This window comes from Shewanella sp. H8, from assembly GCF_040285065.1.
Lineage (GTDB): Bacteria > Pseudomonadota > Gammaproteobacteria > Enterobacterales > Shewanellaceae > Shewanella > Shewanella polaris.
Window position 1 is genome coordinate 3935755 of the sequence record NZ_CP157213.1, and the last position, 19892, is coordinate 3955646.

The window sequence follows — 19892 nt, forward strand, 5'->3', positions numbered from 1 at the left end:
GATTGATTTTAATTTGACTGCAAAAGCAGTCAAATAAGTTAGGCTCGCCTATTGACTGGCGGAAGGCTCATATGTGTTATGTTTATCTGAGACGGCTTTTTTCAAGCTTACGGCCTGTACAAAATAGATAAAGATCATTTAGCTCACTGTAAATCCTTTCGCATTCATTCAAAGCGTAACCAAGAAAACCACTTTTTGTGATTGTATGAGGAAAAGGCTCATCGAAGTCGCTAGCCTTAAGCCCTTTTATCAGTGAGTCATAAAGGTGGTTAAGCTCTATAACTTTCAAATAACCACATTGAAGCTTTTCGTAGAAGTTAATGTCGAGCTCTGCAACATTAACTAGGATCTTGTCGTGTTGCACCATTGATGGTTTTCTTGCAGGGGAAGCCATGACTAACCGATCATCGTGAGTGACATGTACATAGAGATTTCCGGCCTCTTTGAACTTTGCCTCATAAATACCACCATCCCACTCTTCCTTATTTTCCTCTAGCTCCGAGAAAATGCCTTCTAGCGATAAATAGGCACCATAATTCAGCTCTAGCTCTTCTGCTATTAACTGTTTGTATGCTTTAATTTTCCGCAACTCAGCCTTCCGTTTTTTTATTGAATCCAATATTTCTCGTGCGACAAAAAGAACTAGCGCCATAAATACTGGTATTGGTAGAAGGTCGGCCTCTCCTGAGGCAAGCTTCTTTATATAACCTTGTACCGCCCCTGAATGGAAAACTGAAATCGCCAATTCAAGGAGAAAATATCCCAATGCAAGCGAGAATATGCCAAAAATTATTCCATAAACTTCTGGCTTAATGTCTTCAAATTTCAATTACTGAGTTTCCTTTGAAACATAACGTTTTAGTATTTATGCGTTGCGCTGTTTGCAGGGCATAAATCGCTTGTTGGACTTGGCCGATGCCTAGTCCAACTTAATTGGCATACTTCATGTTATAGGAATTTGCTTTTTTTGATGCTGGCTATGGGCTACAGAGCAGTTTTGGGTCTGTTGATATTGAGTAGTGGGTAAGTTTTTCATTGAAATTCCTTTTCATCATATTTTTCTATCTTACATCTTTAAGCCTAACGGTTTCAATGAGGATTATGTACTCAATTGAAGCCTCATTTGGCTCCGCGCAGCGGCTTAGTTCAACAGCTTATTGAACGCCTCGCCCAATAAAGCCGACCATTTAAGTTATTGATTTATATCATCCTACATTCTCTATCTCATTGATGTAAAGCAATTAAATGCCCCTTAGCCTCAGATATAAAACTTGGATTGCGCGTTAAAAGTGTCGGCATTAAATGTTAAAAAATTAAATTAAACAATATCAATAAATTAGAATTATTCTATTTTCCTCACCGTACGACTTAAGTTCGCTTTTTAATTACGTGCATATTTTCTAGCAAACGAACGGCGTGCTTCCTATGGTACGCGACAAAGCGCTTTGTGTTCTTTTTCGTTTGAAATAAATGGCGTCAGAATAAATTTTATTGGTTAGCAGCCAATCCAAAATTTTCATCACATTTGACTATCATTAATGGTGCCGTTAACTTGAACAGAGTAAAAAACTCATCACGCGTTATCTGGTATCAAATCAAGCCAAGGGATCACATGAATATACTGCAACGTTATCGTCTACTGTCCACCAGCATATTAATGTGTTGTTTGTTTTTCTGTGCGGGAATATACAGTGTGGGAGTGAATAGTGCGGAAAGTACAGCGTATATCGACACCAGTAAACTGGGTGACATAAAAGCGGTTAAATTTAACAACTCACAAGTGATTACCTCGGGTTTACCCACAGAACAGCAATTTAAACAGCTTGCTCAAGCGGGCATTAAAACCGTGATTAATCTCATTCCCAATGAAAACCCGCATGCATTACAAAATGAGCAGCAAATAGTGACGCAACTCGGCATGAATTATCACAATATTAGCGTGGACTGGCAGCACCCTACCAAAGAAAATGTAGCGCAATTTTTTAGCCTCATGGAGCAAAACGGTAATGTACCAGTGTTGGTCCATTGCGCCGCTAATTACCGTGCCTCTGCATTTTATTATTTGTATCAAACTCGCCAAAACAACGCGCCGACGATGGCAGAAGCACTAACACCTTGGGGCGACTTACAACAAAGCTTTGCCGAATATCCTCAATGGCAACAACTGATTAAAGACGTTAAACAGCAATATCAAACTAGAAAATAGAATAGAAAATATTTAACTATGGCAGCCTGACTGGGGGATTGGTGTTTGAATAATCTGTAGTCTCTAACGAGTTGATGTTTGTCTGAAAAACATCCAGAATTATCGTTACAGGTAACAATTCGTCCTTAGAGTTCGATTTTCACCATTTTTCTGCCCATATTCACTCTTCATTTCCAGTAATTTTTAGATAATCTAAAATATTTTAATACAGGAAAGTGAATTATGAATAAAGTAATCTTGTCTGTCGCACTGTCTGCGATTTCATTTTTTAGTTTTGCCCAACCTTCGGCGCAGTTCTCAACCGATAAATTTGAAAATTTTACCTTACATACCTATGCGTCATTTGACCCGATGGCAGATGTCAGTTTTATCGTAGAAACTGATAAAAAATTGGTCGTGATAGAGCCTCAGGTTTTTACAAACAACATTGAAGAGTTTGTTCAATACACTCAACAGTTGGGCAAACCTATCGAGAAAGTACTGGTGTCATTTCACGCATTGGGATTAAAGGTTTATGAGAATGAAGACAAGGTCATTCCTCGGCCAATGGAAGCCTTTATGCAATCCGAAGCGGCTAAAGGAATGATTGAATTTTTCGGCAAAAAGTATAATAACTCGATTGATACAGAGGTTGTGAAATTTGATGAAGTGGTTGAAGCAACGACAATGTTTAATGTTGATGGCGTGAGTTATCGACTAGAGCCAACTTCTATGCCGGGAATGCCTGGGGTGAATATTGCGATTGACGATAAGGTATATTACCAACATTTTTCACCGTCAAAAGAGTTTCATGCTTCTTATCATATGATTAAAAAAAAAGCTTCAATTGATGGTGCGTTAATGGATTTAGCCAAAGCGAAACAAGCTGGCTATACATTATTATTGGGTTCACATGGTTTTGGCAAAGCAACTGCTGCAGACTTAGATTTTCAAATAACCTATTTTAAAAAAATGAAGCAACTTGTTGCTGACTCTGCTGATGCTGAGATATTCGTTAAAAATATGAATACCGAGTATCCCGATTTACAGGGACAAGAAGATTTAACTATCATCGCTAAAAATCTATATCAATAATTAAGATTTGGCCAGTTAAACGATCGGTGGGGGCAGAACTTGTCTCCACCATCATTATTTTCGAGCTTACGAAAATAATGGTTCGAAGACGTTACACATCAGTATCAAACCAAGCATCAGTATTAAACCAAGCATCAATAACCTACAAATTGATTTACTACTGTTTCAGTATCTTATCACCCTGCAAATCTACTTTATACAAAGGGGCTGGCAGTCGTTCAGAAGTGATATAAATACTCTGGCCATCTTGGCTAAAACTCACCGCTTCAGCTTGTTTTATGCTTGGTAATGATATCTGCTGTGGCTGGGTAGCAAACAAGCTTAACCAATCGCCTGGCTGTGTTTGCGTAAAATAGAACGCGTGAGTATAAGTTAACACCACGGCCGATAAACCATCTGCAGAGATGTCCATAGCGGTGGGCTTTCCTGCATAACCAATCCAAGTGTATATACTGGTGTAATCGCGCATAGCGGTTGGTAACGGCGCTATTTCACCCAACCTTTTGGCTTGCTGATTAAACTTTTGAACGGATGAATGAGTAGTTAGAGTATTCGTTGCATGAGTAGCTAAAGAGTCAGTTGAATGATTGGTTTCAGTTTGGCCTAATGACGGGTCGATTAATGGCAATGAATATAATATTGGTAAATCATCGCGTTTAGTCAGTAGCAGTATTTTTTGCTTGGCAACATCAACTGCCACTGATTCACAATCGTGAGCGCCATCTGGATAGGTAAATGTCATGCTCCAACTGGGTTTCACTGACAGCACATTATTGCCATGTAATTGACTCAAATCAGGTTCTTTGATCAAGTGTAATTGATACTGCAATCGCTTAGCGTGGTTATCACCAATATCCGCTATCAGTAAGTAAGACTGGTTATGCAGCGTAAATGAGGCAATATCTTCCCAATCGATATTTGTTACCCCTTCAATATTAACTGTTGCCAGTTGGTTTCCTTGAGTATCGATAGCAAATAACCTTGCTGTGTCGCCACTGTCGTTATGCGTCCACAATATGTGATCATTAATACGTGATACTGCCAATCCGCTGGCTTCGTCAATAGACGGTGCAGTAATGCTGCCCGCTTGAGTCATGCCCGTTGGCATAGCGCATGCACTGGTTGAGATAGCCAATATTAAGTATAAAAACAGGTAAGAAGGCTTAAACATAATGGTTATTCACTCGGACTGCTGTTTACAAAAAAAGTAGGCGTATTCTAACAACAATGTTTTCAAAAAGATTGATTTAACTAAAAGACTCACAATCTCTGGGATGAATGACGTGACAAACAAAAAGGCCACGCTCTTTGTTTAAAAGAAAGTGGCCTTAATAAGTTTTAGTGATTGAAATAATATATAAATCGCCTAAACATCAGTGAATTTTTAACCTTATTGCTAGCGCGTATTAATACTCGTAGCTAAATTGTAAGGTAAATTCTGTGCCTGGGTCTTTGGCATACACTTCAATATCTTGTTGTTGGTACTCAGTGGTTTCACCTAAAATATTCTTCGCTTTTAACTTCACCGTGGTGCTCGTGCTCGGGAATAAAGTATAGGTAAAATCTAGGCTATGGAATGGTTTTTCAAATACGTCATCCAAGCCACCTCGGCCACCATAAGCTATGCGTTCACCAAACACGTTATACACTAATGTGGCACTGTGATAACTGTCTGACGAGTCGTAACTTAACTGTAAGTTGGCTACCCATTGCGAATGCCCTGTCATACGACGAGTGTTATTCGTTGGGTCGATTTCGCCATTGGCAGCGATATCGATTTCTGAGTCGCCAACAGTTAGGTTACCGGCAACAAAGAAGTCTTGCCAAATACTATCTGCGCCGCCCAAAAACTCAAGTTCTTGTAAAAACTCGGTTTCAAGACCGTACACGTAGCCAGACTCAGCGTTATAAAACTTAAGCTGACGACCTGCTTCTGAAATACGTTGAATCGGTTCAATCGGTGCGTCTACATCTTTGTAGAATGCGCCCATGCTGAAGTTGTTGCCCGAATCTGAGTAGTATTCCCAACGTAAATCGAGGTTAAGAATGTCTGAGCTTTCAAGCTCTGGATTACCGAAGAAGTCAAAACCAGTAACTGGATCTTGGAATCGCACTGGCGACACTTCACGTAAGTCTGGTCGCACTATGGTTTTACTTGCTCCTAAGCGCCATTGGGTAGTATCGGTTTGTTTCCACGTTATTGATAACGACGGAAACCATCCATCTTCGGCAATAGCATAGTCGGTTAAGTCGTAACGACCGCCTTCGTCAGAGATTTCACCTTCTGGGTCGATAGGCAATGTAACTCGACGGAAGTCTTCGTAACGCAAACCAGCATAAACTCGCCATACATCATTAAAGTCGATGTCGACACTAACAAAGGCGGCATCATTTTTCTCTGCTGCAATGTAGTCTTCGGTATCGGTTGATGCGTCTTTAAGTTCTAGCCCTAGGGTATTGTTAGTAATGTTTTCGTCAGAAAAAATCTCATCAAAATCACCGGCTAAAATACCGCCGTTAGGATCTGTTGGACTTAAATCAACATCAAACCCTAAACGGGTGGCATAGCTTTCGCGAGTCCGCTCAAAGTATTCATAACCGGTAGTGAGTTTAACCACTGCATCGTCAAAATTAATCGGATACATAAAGTCCCAGCCATAGTTTTGGCTGTCGTCTTCTAAGCGACTGTAGACATACTTTGGTGCATCTTGGGTATTAAGGTTACGCGATAATAACTGGTTGTTATCATCTAAAATAACATTGTAGGTATATGACACTTCATTAGGCGCATAGCGTTCTGAGCGCGCGTCTGAAAACTTCCAGCTAAACTCTGCATCATTTAACAACTCAATAAAGTGATGGCCTTTAATCTGGTTGCTAATTAAGGTGCGTTCTTCGTAATCAATTGAGTAAACTTGCAGTGCATTAGGTTCACCCAAGGTATCAATGGTTTCTTCAAGCCCTATCGACACATCATCAGAGGTGTCTTGCAAGTAAGTGGTAAAGGTTTCGATTTTATGGTTGTAACCAATCTCTAAGCCTAAGTTAAGCATGCCAGATACTTGTACAATTGAGTCAGTACCCACAATGTCTTTTTGGTTTTCAACTTGAACCTGGCTACTGTCACCGTCAAGTTCAACTTCACGTTTGGTATAGTTTTCAGCTTGTTTCTTGTATGACACGGCCGATAACGCACCAAAGATAATATCGTCAGTAATGTCCCAACGATCACCAATGGCAATATTACCGCGTATTGCAGGGTCTGTGCTTTGGCTTTGTACCGTCATGTCGCGATACATATCTAACGCCAACTCACGGTTAACTTGTTGTGCCGCGGAATAATCTAAGCCGCCATTTGAGCCACTTACCATATCAATTGGGCTGATACCGCCATATTGGTCGATGGTATTATTAATACTACTCGGCATGCTGCGAGTGCCATCGTCCTGGCCGGTCCAATCATCGCCACCACCATTGTAGGTGTAGCTGTCATTTGAGTCATTGGTGTTATAGCGGCCGCCCACTGACGCTTTAAAAAAGAAGTCCGCTGGTATTGATTTAGTACGAATATCAACGTGTCCGCCACCAAAGGCTGCTGGCGAATTGGCAGACGCTGACTTTTGCACTGATAACGATTCAATAATCGATGCTGGGAACATGTCTAGTGGAACCACGTTACGAGTTGGATCTGGCGATGGCACTGTCGCGCCATTAAGCGAGGTACTTGAATAACGCTCACCCAGACCACGAACATAAATGAATTTGCCATCTTTTAAGGTTAACCCCGTAACACGACGAAGCGCGGCGGCTGCGTCACCGTCACCGGTTCTTGAAATTTGTTCTGAGCCCATAATATCGGCTACAGCAATTTGCTCACGACGTTCTTCGGTAGCTTCTGATGCTGAGCTACGTAAACGCCCTGTGACTGATATCACTTCAATCGGTTCAATCGGAATCACTTCACCTGGGTCACGTGCAGGTTCTGGTTCTTGCGAGTATACGGGAGTAGCTGTTAATAATGTCGCCGCAGAAATAACAGAGAGAATGGCAAGGCTTAACTTATTAACGGTAAAACTCGGCTTGGTTTTCATACTTATACTATCCTGTATGCGGTTCAGAGATAGCCGCCCTTGCGAGCGGCTATTAATAGGTCACAGATTTAGGTTATCAAGGAGGTTACTGTGGAAAGTAAGCCCAACCTTGACGCCAGTCAGTCTGGCCATCGAATGCACCAATAAAGTTGGTTGATTCGAAGAAGCTATCTTCTGTGCTTAAGTCTTTACCATTACCCAGTAGCGTTGTATCGGTCGCTGCTGGCATGCCGTCAGTAATAGTGACTGCCGCTGTAGAGTTACCGTCTTGGCCTAAGAACCAAGTTTCTACATTTACAGCATCTGCTGTAGCGGTATTATCTGAGCTGTATTTAAATGGCTCATTACAGTCGATAATGGAGTGAGACATGGTCAGAGTTGAGTTGTTTACGTTGTCAACTAAACCAGCATAAGTGCCATCTAGCTCTAAACACTCACCCGTTTCTGTGGTGCCGGTACTGCCTTTACGACCTTGTACTAGTACGTTGTATAACTCACCTGCTGTAGCAACACGAAGTAAGATTCCTTCACCTTTATCGCCACTAGCATTTTCGGTATCTGTACCCGGTAAAATAGTGAAGTTAGCTAACATTGGCGCAGATACAGGGGTATCAGTTGCACCTTTATGGCTGTCACCTTCAATACCACGGTTTGCATTGCCATCTTCATGGGTGATGTAAACAAACTGTGCTTTACCTGTCCAACCGTTAGTCCAATCTAAGCTGTCATCAAAGTTTTCAGTTAGGTAGACATATTTCAAGTTAACGGCACCACCCCAGAACTCAACGCCATCGTCGCCGTTAGCATGTACTTGGATATGGTCAACTTGAGTTCCGCTTCCGACTGCCGCAAATGAGATACCGTTCATTTCTTGGGTATCATTCACTTTAAAGCCAGCATACTTAATCACTACGTAGCTGATTTGACCGCTGTTATCGGCATTATCGTTACCACCATAGGGAAAGTCACCGACTTCAAACGAGGCATCACAAGCATTTTTATCTGGGCATTTGTTGGTTAAACCATTACCGAGAATAACTAAGCCGCCCCATTGACCACGCTCGCCTTCTGCACCCATAATCATATCTTCTTCAGATGTCATTACGATTGGATGTTCAGCGCTGCCTTGAGCCATAATTTTTGAACCACGGCTAACGGCAATATAGCTGTTAGAGGTAGCAAATAATTTAGCGCCAGCTTGAATGGCTAATGTTGCAGATGTTGTTTTGTCAGCACCAACAAGCACTGCGCCACCATCAATTTTGTACATCACGTTTTGACCAGCAAGTAAGGTGGTGTTGCTCAACACATTACCTTCAAGGGTACAAATTAACGTAACAGATGAGTCTTTGTATAAACCATCAGTCGCCGCTGAAGCTGTAGTGCCTACAGGGCAAGACGTCAATACAGGTAATTCAGTCACCACAGGAGCTACGTCATCATGAATAGCCGTAGTCCAACCTGTAGTCCAGTCGTTAGTACCGTCAAATGCGCCAATATATTCAGCATCAACTAGGCGATCATCAAGGTTAGCTAAATCTGCTTTACCACCGGTTAGGGCAACTGAGGATGAGTTAGGCTTGTAATCAGTTAAATCAGACGCTGCAACTAGGTTACCGTCTTGGCCTTTGTACCAAGCCTCAACATCTAATGCCAACGTGCGACCTTCTGCAGCATCAGCTTTAGCACTTTTAAACGGTTCAACACAGTCTATTAAACTGTTTTGCATGGTCAATTCTGCAGTGTTAGCGTTGTTAACCGTGTTGTCGTCGTTAACCTCTAAACATTCGCCAGAATCAACATCACCTTTAACGAGGATGTTATAAGCATTAACGCCAGTACCTTTACGGAATAAAATACCTTCAGCATCGTCACCGCCACTATTAGTGCCGTTAGCCACTTGAACCGTTACGTTAGCTAATGTCGGTTTTGACATAGGCACTGCGCTAGCATCACTGTTGCTGTCGGCTTCAATACCGCGGTTAGATGCATTATCTGCCAGACGAATATAAACGTGCTGTGCACTACCTTGCCAACCGTTTGTCCAATCTAATGAGTCATCAAAGTTTTCAGTCAGTACGATATTTGAAACTGAAACATTGCCACCCCAAAATTCAAAACCGTCATCGTTATTCATGTGAACTTGCACATGGTCAACTTCAGTTCCCGCACCTACACCTGCAAAGCTGATACCGTTCATTTCTTGGGTATCGTTGATTTTGAAACCACCAAACTCAACACGTACATATTTTATTGAACCTGAATTGTCTTCAGTGTCGTTACCGCCGTAGCTGTGATTACCGACTTCAAAAGATGCTGAACAATTGGTTAAATCAGGACAAGTATTAACAGGCGCATTACCCAGCAACACTAAACCGCCCCATTGGCCAGCTTTACCTTCTTCACCAAGTGCTGTCTCAACAGAGGTAAATACGATTGGAGCAGTTGCAGTACCCTCTGCCATGATTTTTGAACCACGACTGACCACTAAATATGAATCACTGCCACCTAAAATTTTGGTGCCAGGTAAAATAGATAACTCAACAGCGTCGGCATTGTCGCCACCAGCTATTACTGCGCCATCAAGTTGCCATACAACATCGTTACCTAACACTATTTTGTCGCCATCTTGGCCACCAGTGGTAATCGATGATGCTGCAGTAGAAGGCGCTAACGTACCCTCTAATATCCAAACTTCTTTGCCATCAACCGCGGCAATTGCGGTACTTTTAGTTGCAAAGCCACTGTATGATTTTTCTTGTTCTGTCTGAGTGGGTGTAGTTGGAGTTGTTGGCGTAGTCGGTGTAACAGTTTCGCTACCCGCATTGATATTGATATCACCACCACAACCAGCGAGCCCTAATGTGGCTGCAAGAGCAGTAGAAAGCGCAGTGAGTTTAAAAATATTTTTCAGTTCCATTATCATCTCCGAGGACGGATATAAGCGTGTGAGTAAATCGGCTGGATGACAAATTAACCTGCAAAAATGACAAAAAGACTGCGCTTATATGACACTCACATTTCAGTAACATTGCAGAAATATGCAAATTCAATGTGGCTGCGGCTTAGAGGAAGTTTAGATAGGCTTAATATTTTAACAAAATAGACAAAAAAACAACGTTATCATTGTGAATGTAACAAAACAGGATGATTAACACAGAACAAATAACAGAAAATGCTAAATATTTTGATTTCAACTTACTTATCTCATTCGTTAACCCTCATAGAGGTTAACGATTAAAAAATGCTTATAAAACGTAGTTGGACTAATTTAATGCTAAAATAGCCATTTAGTACCGTCTTCATTAGCTTAGGAGTACCTATATGCCATTAGATATTATTATTTTAGGGATATCCATCCTTATCGCCATAGGCATTTTACTCCATCACCCTTCTAAAACCTTGGGTTTACCCTCTCTATTGATTTTCATGACCGTAGGCCTCGCTTTTGGTAATGGTGAGTTTGGTTTTGTCTATGATGATCTACAACTTACCTCGGTTATTGGCACCCTCGCGTTAAACACCATAGTCTTTGTTGGTGGGCTTAATACTCCAATGAACCACATTCGTTTTGCCTGGAAAGAAGGCGGCATGTTGTCTACTGCTGGCGTGATCTTTACCACCGTTATTTTTGGCTTTATCTTAAATGCACTACTCGATTTTAATCTTATTACCTGCATGTTATTTGCCGCAGTGGTTTCATCGACCGATGCCGCGGCAGTATTTTCAATCTTAGAGTCAAAAAAGCTTAAATTAAAACACGGAACAGGGACTATTTTAGAATTCGAATCGGCTACCAATGACCCTGTAGCCTTACTAATGGTGGTCATGCTCACTGATTATATTCTCAATAGTGCCAATGGTGCTCCCACGACTTTTTCAATACTTACTAGCCTTATTCAACAAATTGGTGTCGGCACAATAATGGGCTTATTAATGGGTAAAATGGCCGTTTGGGCACTTAATCGCATTAAACTGCCTGAATTTGGACTTATTCCGGTTTTTATTTTAGCTACGTTCGCCATTACAGTATCAAGCACCGAAATATTGGGTGGTAATGAACTCATTGCGGTTTATATTGCAGGAGTGATCATCGGTAACTATTTAAAGAAAGGTGCCGAAATCAGTAAACACTTTTTTAATGGCATATCCTGGTTAGCTCAGTCGTTGATGTTTATTATTCTAGGTTTGCAAATATTCCCACAACAACTACTCCCAGTATTCATGATGTCTTTATTACCTGCCATTCTATTAATTGTCGTGGCACGCCCCTTAGCGGTACAACTATGTTACTTGCCCTTTAGACAGGTTAATTGGCGCAAGCGTTTGTTTGTATCAGCAATAGGCCTTAAAGGTGCTACCCCAATCGTATTTGCGCTCATTCCCGCCGCTGCCGGGGTTGAAGGGTCACGAGAAATGATCCACATGGTGTTTTTCATCGTGTTGTTCTCAGTCATCATCCAGGGGACCGCAATTGAACCGCTGGCCAATAAACTAGGGCTTAATTTAAAACCTAAACCGCCAAAAGAATAATGTTAGCTTGAGGATTGATCAAAAATCCTGAACGATAAAAATGATTCAATGCCCCATAGCAATGAGGCATTGAATCATTTTCAGTATCTTTGATATTGTTTATTTTACGGTGATTCTCTCAACTGATTTCTCTGGCTGATGGATCACATAGTCTAACTGTACTTGTAGGTCTTTAAACCCAGTTGCTGAGGGTTGATACTTCCATTGTTCAAGCGCCTCAACAGCCGATGCATCAAACACTTGCTTTGGCGACGACTTAGTCACTCTAACATTGCCAACACTGCCATTTGAACTGATATCAAATGACATTTGAACATAGCCATTAAGCCCTTCTTTAGCTGCATTAATCGGATAGCTAGGCTCAATTCTTATCACCGGCATTGCCATAGAGTCGGTTTTGTTTTCAACGCTGATATTATTACCTGCAAATACCTGCTGATTAAACATAAAGGCACTAACGCCAATAGCTAATGTCATGCCAATCAACGCTAAGGTGCTTTTTCCATGTTGCTTTTTCATCTGTAAGATCCTCTCTTTTAAGATGGTTTTATCCCCATAATGGGTGTGTAACATGCTCAACGGCGCATGCTGTGAATAAGCCAATAGAGTTCTGCTATAGGCAATTTTAGCTTTGGCTTTCATGTTAGCAGTGACTTGTGCATCGCATGACAATTCTTGATCTTGCCTAAATCGGCGATAACTCAGCCACATCAACGGATTGAACCAAAACAATACGGTTAATCCATAAGCCAGGATATTTGCCCATAAATCACCACGTTGATAGTGATAAACCTCATGCTGAATAATGGCCTGCTGCTGGCTTTCATCGAGTAATGTAAAGCTTATTGGCACTAAAATACTGGGAGCAATAAACCCTGCTAACATAGGTGATTCAATATCTGGATGGACTAATACGTTAAGCTTTACAGAAGGAATATCTAGCTGACGCCCATGTTGGATTAACCGTTGCAGGTAGCCGTATTCCATAATGATATTAGCGACTAATAACGTGATAACCGCACCGTAGAGATAAGGCAGGTATAACCTATCAAGTAAGCCTGACGACAACGCAGCGGTATCGCGCTAGCAAACACATAATACTGCTGGATGATTGAAGCTGCGTTATTGCTACCAAACCAGCTAAAGTGGTGCGGTAATATCATTTGCAGTAAATCGGCAATCATTAACAGTGGCACGGATATCCACATAAAATAAGTATAATGCGCCCCAAATTTAGACAATAACAACCGGTGCAATAACAGTAATACCAGACACACCACGCTCAATGAGATGGTTTGTTCCATAAACCAATTAATCATCACTTTTGTTCCTTTTGCCAATCATCAAGTAAGGTTTGCAGTTCGGCGACATCTTCTGCCGACAGCTTGTTCTTTTGCGCAAAACCGGCAACCAATGGGGTTAACTTGCCAGCAAACATGCGTTCCACAAAAGAAAGCGATTCTTTAACGGTATAGTCCTGCTGAGCTATTAATGGTGAGTAATGGTAAACCCTGCCTTGTTTTTCAAAACTGACGGCTTGTTTTTTGACTAAACGATTAAGCAAGGTTTTAACCGTTTTTTCATGCATGTCATGGCTTTGCTCTAACGCATCAACCACTTCACTCGAGGTCAATGGCGACTGCTGCCAAAGCTGCTGCAACACGACTAATTCACTATTGCTGATTTCTTTCATGCGATACCGCTCATTTGTTGTTAGAACTTGTTAGGTTAGAAATGGATTACAGATGTAATCCACCTATTTAAATTACAACTGTAATCCTAAATACGCAAGTATTATTTTCGAGCGATTTACGAATGAAAATGAAAAAGCCTAATCGGATGATTAGGCTTAAGATTGAAATGTTATTTAGCTAATTGGCTTTATGCTTATGATAGTTTATGACAATATAATTTATAAAATGATAGTTTATTTCGATAATAACTTATCTCGATACAACCACTGATAAACCGTCGGCAACACCAGTAAAGTCAAAGCAGTTGAGCTAAACAAGCCGCCAATGATCACCACCGCTAATGGTTGTTGAATTTCACTGCCCACACCAGATGATAACAAGATAGGGATCAGCCCAATGCAGAGGTGAGTGCCGTCATTAACACCGGACGTAACCGCCCTACCGTGCCTTGATAAACACTGTCGTACAGACTTTCATCTGATGATTGTCTGCGCTGGTTAATCGAGTCCACCAGCACTACACCATTCAGCACAGCAACACCAAACAAGGTGATAAAGCCGATTGAACTGGGCACCGACAAATAGGTGCCGGTGGCATATAAAGCCACTACGCCGCCGATTAATGCCAATGGTACGTTAGCCATAATCAATGCCACTTGTTTGAGTGACCCAAACGAGAAATACAACAATAAACCAATAAGTGCGATAGAAATGGGCACCACCAACATTAGCTTTTGCTGTGCCCGTTGTTGGTTTTCATATTGGCCGCCCACCACAACCGTATAGCCAGCAGGTAAGTCCGCTTGCGGCACAATGGCATAAATATCATTGACCACCGAACCCATGTCACGCCCCGATACGTTGGCTTGCACCACTACTCGGCGCTGTACATCGTCACGACGAATATTCGGCGGTGCCATTTCAATCACCACATCAGCGAGATCGCCCAAGCGTACAATCGCGCCATTAGCACCACTGAGTAGCAAGTCTTCAATCGCATCTGGCGCATTACGATATTGCGCTGCTAATCGCAGATTAATGTCATAACGAGCATTACCATCAATCACTTGTCCTGCACTGGCACCACCAATACCTTGAGTGACTAAACTCATGACTTCATCGACGCTTATACCATAGCGAGCGAGTACTTCACGTTTAGGTCGAACCACTAACTGAGCTTCACCGCTGACTTGTTCTAGCGACACATCAACCGCCCCAGGAATGGCAGCGACTAAATCGGTTAACACCTGACCTTTTTCCGACAAGATGCTCAAATCTGGACCAAATATCTTAATCGCTAACTGCGCTTTAACGCCCGATAACAACTCATCGACTCGAGTAGCAATCGGTTGTGAGAAGGTTAACAATAATCCTGGAAATATTGCTAGCTAGCCGTTGCTCCATCAAACGCTGTAGCTCAAAGCGCGAACTTGCCGATGTCCATTGCTCTATCGGCTTAAGACCAATATATATTTCAATATTACTCACAGGTTCAGGGTCGCCGCCAAGTTCGGGAGCCCCGATTCGACTTAACGCATATTCCACCTCGGGAAACTCAAGCAGCATGGCTTCAATTTTAGGCGCAACGTTAACCGAAGTTGCCAAACTGGCTGTAGGCGCTAGTGTCACCCGTAAGTTGATGGTGCCCTCTTCTAATTCAGGCACAAATTCAGTGCCCAGTTTTGGTAATAACAGCATGCTTGCAGCAAACAAAACAACTGCAGCTAACATCACCGATTTAGGACTTGATAGCACCAGAGTGAGTACTCGTCGATAGACTGCGTCAATGGGGGCCAACACCTTGCTTTGACGCACCACAATACCGCGTTTAAATAGAAACACCGCCAATGCAGGCACCGCAAATAACGCCACCACTAATGCCGCCATCATGGCGAGAATAATACTCACGGCCATAGGTTGAAATAATTTTCCCTCTACACCTTCTAGGGCAAATAACGGCATAAATACTACGATGATAATCGCTGTTGCAAAGAAGATAGGACTGCACACTTCTTTTGCCGCCAGCATGATCCTAATCGCCATGCTTTGGGTTTGTGAATCAGATTCACTGTCAACATCACTATCAACATGAGCTTCAGCTGATTGGTTGGCGCCAGTTTCGCCGCTAACATGTTTAAAGATGTTTTCGACCATCACCACCGAGCCATCAACTAGCATACCGATCGCAACAGCAAGACCACCTAAAGACATTAAATTAGCTGACATTCCATAATAGGCCATGATCAATAACGCTATCCCGATCGACACTGGGATCGACAGCAACACCAACAATGTGGCGCGAATATTAACTAAAAAGAGTGCCAAAATAATCACGATAAAACCAAAGGCCATCAATAGCGCTTCAACTACAGTTGTGACTGCTTTATCGACTAAATCCGCTTGGTCGTAAAACACCTCAAATGACACTCCTTTTGGCAAGGATTGCTCAATTAAACCAATACGAGAATTAATGTCATCAATAGTGGCTTTGGTATTGGCACCCATGCGTTTAAGCACAACGCCTGCAACCACTTCACCTAGGGCTTGCACCTCGGATGACGAGCCATTAGCCGCTGCTTGCCTACGCGACATGGTCACTGCACCGACTCTTATTTCGCTACCAAAAGCCACATTAGCAATGTCGGCCACTCTTATTGGCGTGCCATTGATTTCGGTTAACGGAATGTCGGCAATGGCCTGTATGCCAGCGTCGCCAGCGGGCAACAAACCATAACCTCGGACCACTAATTGCTCTTGGCCTTGGTCCATAAACCAACCACCTGCATTACGATTATTACTTTCCAATGCTTGGCTAACTTGGGTCATCGACAAGCCATAACTGCGCAGTTTATTGGGATCAACTTGCACTTGGTATTGCAACACCTCGCCGCCAAATGACAGCACTTCAGTCACACCACTCACCGGCATTAATATCAACTTCACTAAATAGTCATTTAAGCTACGCAGCTCAGATGCGTTGATATTGGTTTCGGGTTCCGCCCTTAAAATGTATTGATAAATTTGCCCTAAACCAGAGGTATTCGGGCCAATTTTAGGGGTGCCAACACCCGCAGGAATCGACTCTTTTGCAGCTTGCAGTTGTTCAAACACTTGCTGACGTGCAAAATAAATATCGGTACCTTCGGCAAACACCACGGTCACTAACGATAAGCCAGTACGTGATAATGAACGCACCTCGATCACCGCCGGTAATGCATACATTGCCGATTCGACAGGATAGCTAATCAGCTTCTCGACCTCTTCTGCCGCCAAACCTTCCGCTTCAGTATTAATGGTCACCTGCACATTGGTGACATCCGGAAACGCATCTAGATTTAATTTCGGTAACATGAATACCGATGCCACCACAGTGGCCAGTAATCCAAGTAACACCAATAACCGCTTTCAACGGCAATCTCAATTAATTTATATAACATTTTGATGCCTTAGCGCTTAGTGGTTATGGATATCAAAGCCAGATTTGGCTTGCTCAGATGCTAAGAAAAAAGCACCAGATACAACAACGCGAGTTTGTGGTACTAAACCACGAATAAAACTCAGTCCGCGTTGACGCTCCACCACAGAAACCTCTACTGCACTAAACCCACCGTCTTGCTCTATGAACACCTGCCAATCACCATCACCACCGCGTGTTAACGCCGCATCTGGCACAATAAATCCAAGCGGCTCAGCCCCTTGATTTGCTGCAAGGTATAATTCGGCAAACTCGCCAGCATGTAAGTCATGGCCTGGGTTTGCCATACGCACTAATACTTGCTCAGTACGGGTTTGCGAGTTAATTTCATGCGAACGCCCAATAATGACACCCTCTCGAGTACGGCTTCCCACTCGCACCAAAACATCGGTGCCCATGTTGACTTGATCTGCTTGTAATGGCGTCAGTTCTGCCTCCACCCACAAATACGATTCATCGGTTAGTTGCATCAAAGGTGTGCCCGCGGTTAGCACTTGTCCTAATGTGGCAATATCTTGCTGAACCCGACCATTTATGGGAGCCAATAACTGAAACTGACCAATTGAACTTGGCGATGCTGCTAGCTCGGCTATCTGTTTTGTGGACATCATTACCGACTGTAAAATGGCACGTTTAAGCTCTGCGTTGACTTCGGTTTGCATAAGCTGGCTGGCACTAATCGTTCCTTGGCTCATGCGCTTTATGCGATCCCACTCCGTTGCAGCATTAACGTAATCGGCTTGCGCCGCAGCAATATCTGCCCCGCCGATAGTCAATAATGGTTGGCCTTTTTGCACCTGTTGCCCTGGCACCACATGGCGCTTAAGCACCTGCATATCTAATTGCGGCGCTATGGTGATAGTTTTGTCTTTATCAACAACCAGCTGAGCGGTGGCTACAGCCTGTAAATTAAACGCGGTCGCACTTAACTGTGCCACTTCCACTCCCGCGAGTTGGCGCTGCTCTGCACTTAAGGTTAACAACGACTCTTGATGAGCGGCCTCTGTTGATTCACTGCTGGCTTGCACAGGCGAACTAGACAGTGCAAATAATGATAGCAATAGCGCTGCACTGAACAATAATGCCCGCAAAACGCTGGAGTTAGTGCGGTCATATTGTCGAATGCTTGACGGAGAGAGGGGCTGAGTGCATGGCGCAACATTTAACTGAGCACGACTCACTAAATGGCTCAACATAGCGTTGGCATTTAATGCTGCCAATAAAGGTAGTGCTGGGACTGATTTGATTTTCATAGTTAATCCTAAAAACAATCTAGACCGTCGACAATAAATATCAACGGAAATAGGCTTAGCCACCGTCATTCAAGCGAGATATCACGCCATGATGGAATGCAAAAAAGCATTCATTAGCACAATAACAGCGAATATAGAGGTGAAGCTAAACAGTAAAAACGTGTTTTAAAGGGATTAAACGATAGGAGGGCGATAAGTAGGGAAAGACTCAGGAGGTAAATAGTTAAGTTTAGTATCGACAAAAAGGTCATGAAAATGTTCACTAATAACATTATCGTTAAGCTTAACAAGTGTCACATGACCACCATGACACTGACAATCTAAACAGACATCAACTTGCTCAACATCGGTAACATTGTCAGCATGCTGATGATCATCATTTACCGAATGCAGCAATGAACCGTCAAGTGCACGAGCACAATCGACACACTCAACAAGGCTTATCACTTCGGTAGTAAACTGAAGATGTGGATGGTTATTTTGCTCTTCATTGCTGTTACCCACATGTAATTGATGCGCACCTAAATTGGCACCCACAAATTGCAGTAGTACTAAAGCAATCAATAACTTGGCTATATTAGCCATAAAAGGCAAAACGGTATGACTCAACCACCCACTCCTAAACGATATTATTTAAATACGCAGTGTTTAGCGTAATCAGCGGCTTCATTGGCAGTCCAATTACCACTGTCTTTTTCTTTCATTTGCTTACACCATGCGTCACTACCCACTTCTGGCGTACATGCCGTTAAGCTAAGGGTTAACAATAATGCACTTGACGCGGCTAACAATTTTGATAATGACATAAGCTATTTTTTCCTAAAATAATAAACTAAACACTAGGGTTAGTAGAACTTTCGAGATGAATTTTGCCGTAATTGCTGACAATTTACTACAAAGTGGAGCTTATGATAGGAAGTTTTTGTCCAAATAAGCAATGAAAGTAGAAAATAATCCAATAGATTACTTCTAGCGATGAGATCGTTTGGCAATCCAAGCTACAGCATCTTGTTTATGCTCTAATGAAAACCATGCGACTTCGCCTTGCATAAACGGTCCCATAAGCCTAACCGCATTGCCGACCCAGTCAGGCCCGCCCACAAACACTAAAGCATCAAACTCGGGTAACTGTACTTCACCACTGCCAGTGAGTGAACCAAACTCCCAGCCTTTCTAATAACACATCGGCTTCAATATAAAGACACACTTGGTCCCAGTCTTTTCGGTAACTCTTAATCGCGGGCTGTAAATGAGTTCGGTAATCGTGTGCCGATAAACGGCCACTGACAAATAAACTAATGACACCTTTGGTAATATCAGGGATTTGACATAACATAACGGCAACTCCAGCCTTGTGATCAGGCCATAGAATAGACTTTATACGGTGATGTTATCGTGTAAAGCTGCAATGGTCGTATGATAACAAAACTATTCTATTCATTTCATTAAATATCTAATAACTCAGAGGCTAGTCAGACTTTTTAGATCAAGTATTACGGATCTATCACGCCAATAATGCCAACATAAGACAAGGCTGAAAAAATTCTGAGACTACGGTAAAATAAAA

General features: G+C 42.4%; 13 protein-coding genes and 2 pseudogenes. 3 read left to right on the forward strand and 12 right to left on the reverse strand.

What is annotated here, in order from left to right; translation table 11 throughout:
- Nucleotides 1-82: 82 nt before the first annotated feature.
- On the reverse strand, nt 83-829 hold the full coding sequence (locus ABIS04_RS17155) for a hypothetical protein (protein WP_350431838.1): 747 nt from the start codon (nt 827-829) through the stop codon (nt 83-85).
- Between the two features lie 783 nt (nt 830-1612).
- Here ABIS04_RS17155 and ABIS04_RS17160 point away from each other — a divergent pair.
- Complete coding sequence (locus tag ABIS04_RS17160; protein ID WP_350431839.1) at nt 1613-2206, forward strand: protein tyrosine phosphatase family protein; 594 nt, start codon at nt 1613-1615, stop codon at nt 2204-2206.
- A 222-nt stretch (nt 2207-2428) separates the two neighbouring features.
- Complete coding sequence (locus ABIS04_RS17165; protein ID WP_350431840.1) at nt 2429-3280, forward strand: hypothetical protein; 852 nt, start codon at nt 2429-2431, stop codon at nt 3278-3280.
- A 157-nt stretch (nt 3281-3437) separates the two neighbouring features.
- On the opposite strand, the gene ABIS04_RS17170 is transcribed toward ABIS04_RS17165, so the two are convergent.
- The 3 genes from ABIS04_RS17170 to ABIS04_RS17180 all read right to left on the reverse strand — a co-directional run bounded on the left by ABIS04_RS17170 (nt 3438) and on the right by ABIS04_RS17180 (nt 10291).
- The gene (locus ABIS04_RS17170) at nt 3438-4451 is read right to left on the reverse strand and encodes a hypothetical protein (protein ID WP_350431841.1); all 1014 of its coding nucleotides are present in this window, start codon (nt 4449-4451) and stop codon (nt 3438-3440) included.
- 235 nt (nt 4452-4686) lie between these two features.
- On the reverse strand, nt 4687-7371 hold the full coding sequence (locus ABIS04_RS17175; RefSeq protein ID WP_350431842.1) for a TonB-dependent receptor domain-containing protein: 2685 nt from the start codon (nt 7369-7371) through the stop codon (nt 4687-4689).
- A gap of 85 nt (nt 7372-7456) precedes the next feature.
- Entirely contained in the window at nt 7457-10291 is a 2835-nt protein-coding gene (locus ABIS04_RS17180) for a hypothetical protein (RefSeq protein ID WP_350431843.1), read from the reverse strand.
- 404 nt (nt 10292-10695) lie between these two features.
- Here ABIS04_RS17180 and ABIS04_RS17185 point away from each other — a divergent pair, with 404 nt between their 5' ends.
- A complete protein-coding gene (locus ABIS04_RS17185) occupies nt 10696-11904 on the forward strand; it encodes a potassium/proton antiporter (RefSeq protein ID WP_350431844.1) in 1209 nt (402 codons plus the stop codon).
- Between the two features lie 99 nt (nt 11905-12003).
- Here ABIS04_RS17185 and ABIS04_RS17190 read toward each other — a convergent pair whose 3' ends face one another.
- The 8 genes and pseudogenes from ABIS04_RS17190 to ABIS04_RS17225 all read right to left on the reverse strand — a co-directional run bounded on the left by ABIS04_RS17190 (nt 12004) and on the right by ABIS04_RS17225 (nt 19661).
- The gene (locus ABIS04_RS17190) at nt 12004-12972 is read right to left on the reverse strand and encodes a M56 family metallopeptidase (protein WP_350431845.1); all 969 of its coding nucleotides are present in this window, start codon (nt 12970-12972) and stop codon (nt 12004-12006) included.
- The gene (locus ABIS04_RS17195) at nt 12906-13223 is read right to left on the reverse strand and encodes a hypothetical protein (protein WP_350431846.1); all 318 of its coding nucleotides are present in this window, start codon (nt 13221-13223) and stop codon (nt 12906-12908) included. The genes ABIS04_RS17190 and ABIS04_RS17195 overlap by 67 nt, the downstream gene beginning before the upstream one ends.
- Entirely contained in the window at nt 13223-13597 is a 375-nt protein-coding gene (locus tag ABIS04_RS17200) for a BlaI/MecI/CopY family transcriptional regulator (RefSeq protein WP_350431847.1), read from the reverse strand. The genes ABIS04_RS17195 and ABIS04_RS17200 overlap by 1 nt, the downstream gene beginning before the upstream one ends.
- A gap of 234 nt (nt 13598-13831) precedes the next feature.
- Nucleotides 13832-17034, reverse strand: a pseudogene (locus ABIS04_RS17205) (efflux RND transporter permease subunit).
- 16 nt (nt 17035-17050) lie between these two features.
- On the reverse strand, nt 17051-18325 hold the full coding sequence (locus tag ABIS04_RS17210; RefSeq protein WP_350431848.1) for an efflux RND transporter periplasmic adaptor subunit: 1275 nt from the start codon (nt 18323-18325) through the stop codon (nt 17051-17053).
- A gap of 174 nt (nt 18326-18499) precedes the next feature.
- On the reverse strand, nt 18500-18910 hold the full coding sequence (locus ABIS04_RS17215) for a hypothetical protein (RefSeq protein ID WP_371833647.1): 411 nt from the start codon (nt 18908-18910) through the stop codon (nt 18500-18502).
- Nucleotides 18911-18954: 44 nt separating this feature from the next.
- The gene (locus tag ABIS04_RS17220; RefSeq protein WP_350431850.1) at nt 18955-19131 is read right to left on the reverse strand and encodes a DUF3012 domain-containing protein; all 177 of its coding nucleotides are present in this window, start codon (nt 19129-19131) and stop codon (nt 18955-18957) included.
- 163 nt (nt 19132-19294) lie between these two features.
- A pseudogene (locus tag ABIS04_RS17225) lies at nt 19295-19661 on the reverse strand (STAS/SEC14 domain-containing protein).
- Nucleotides 19662-19892: the final 231 nt, after the last annotated feature.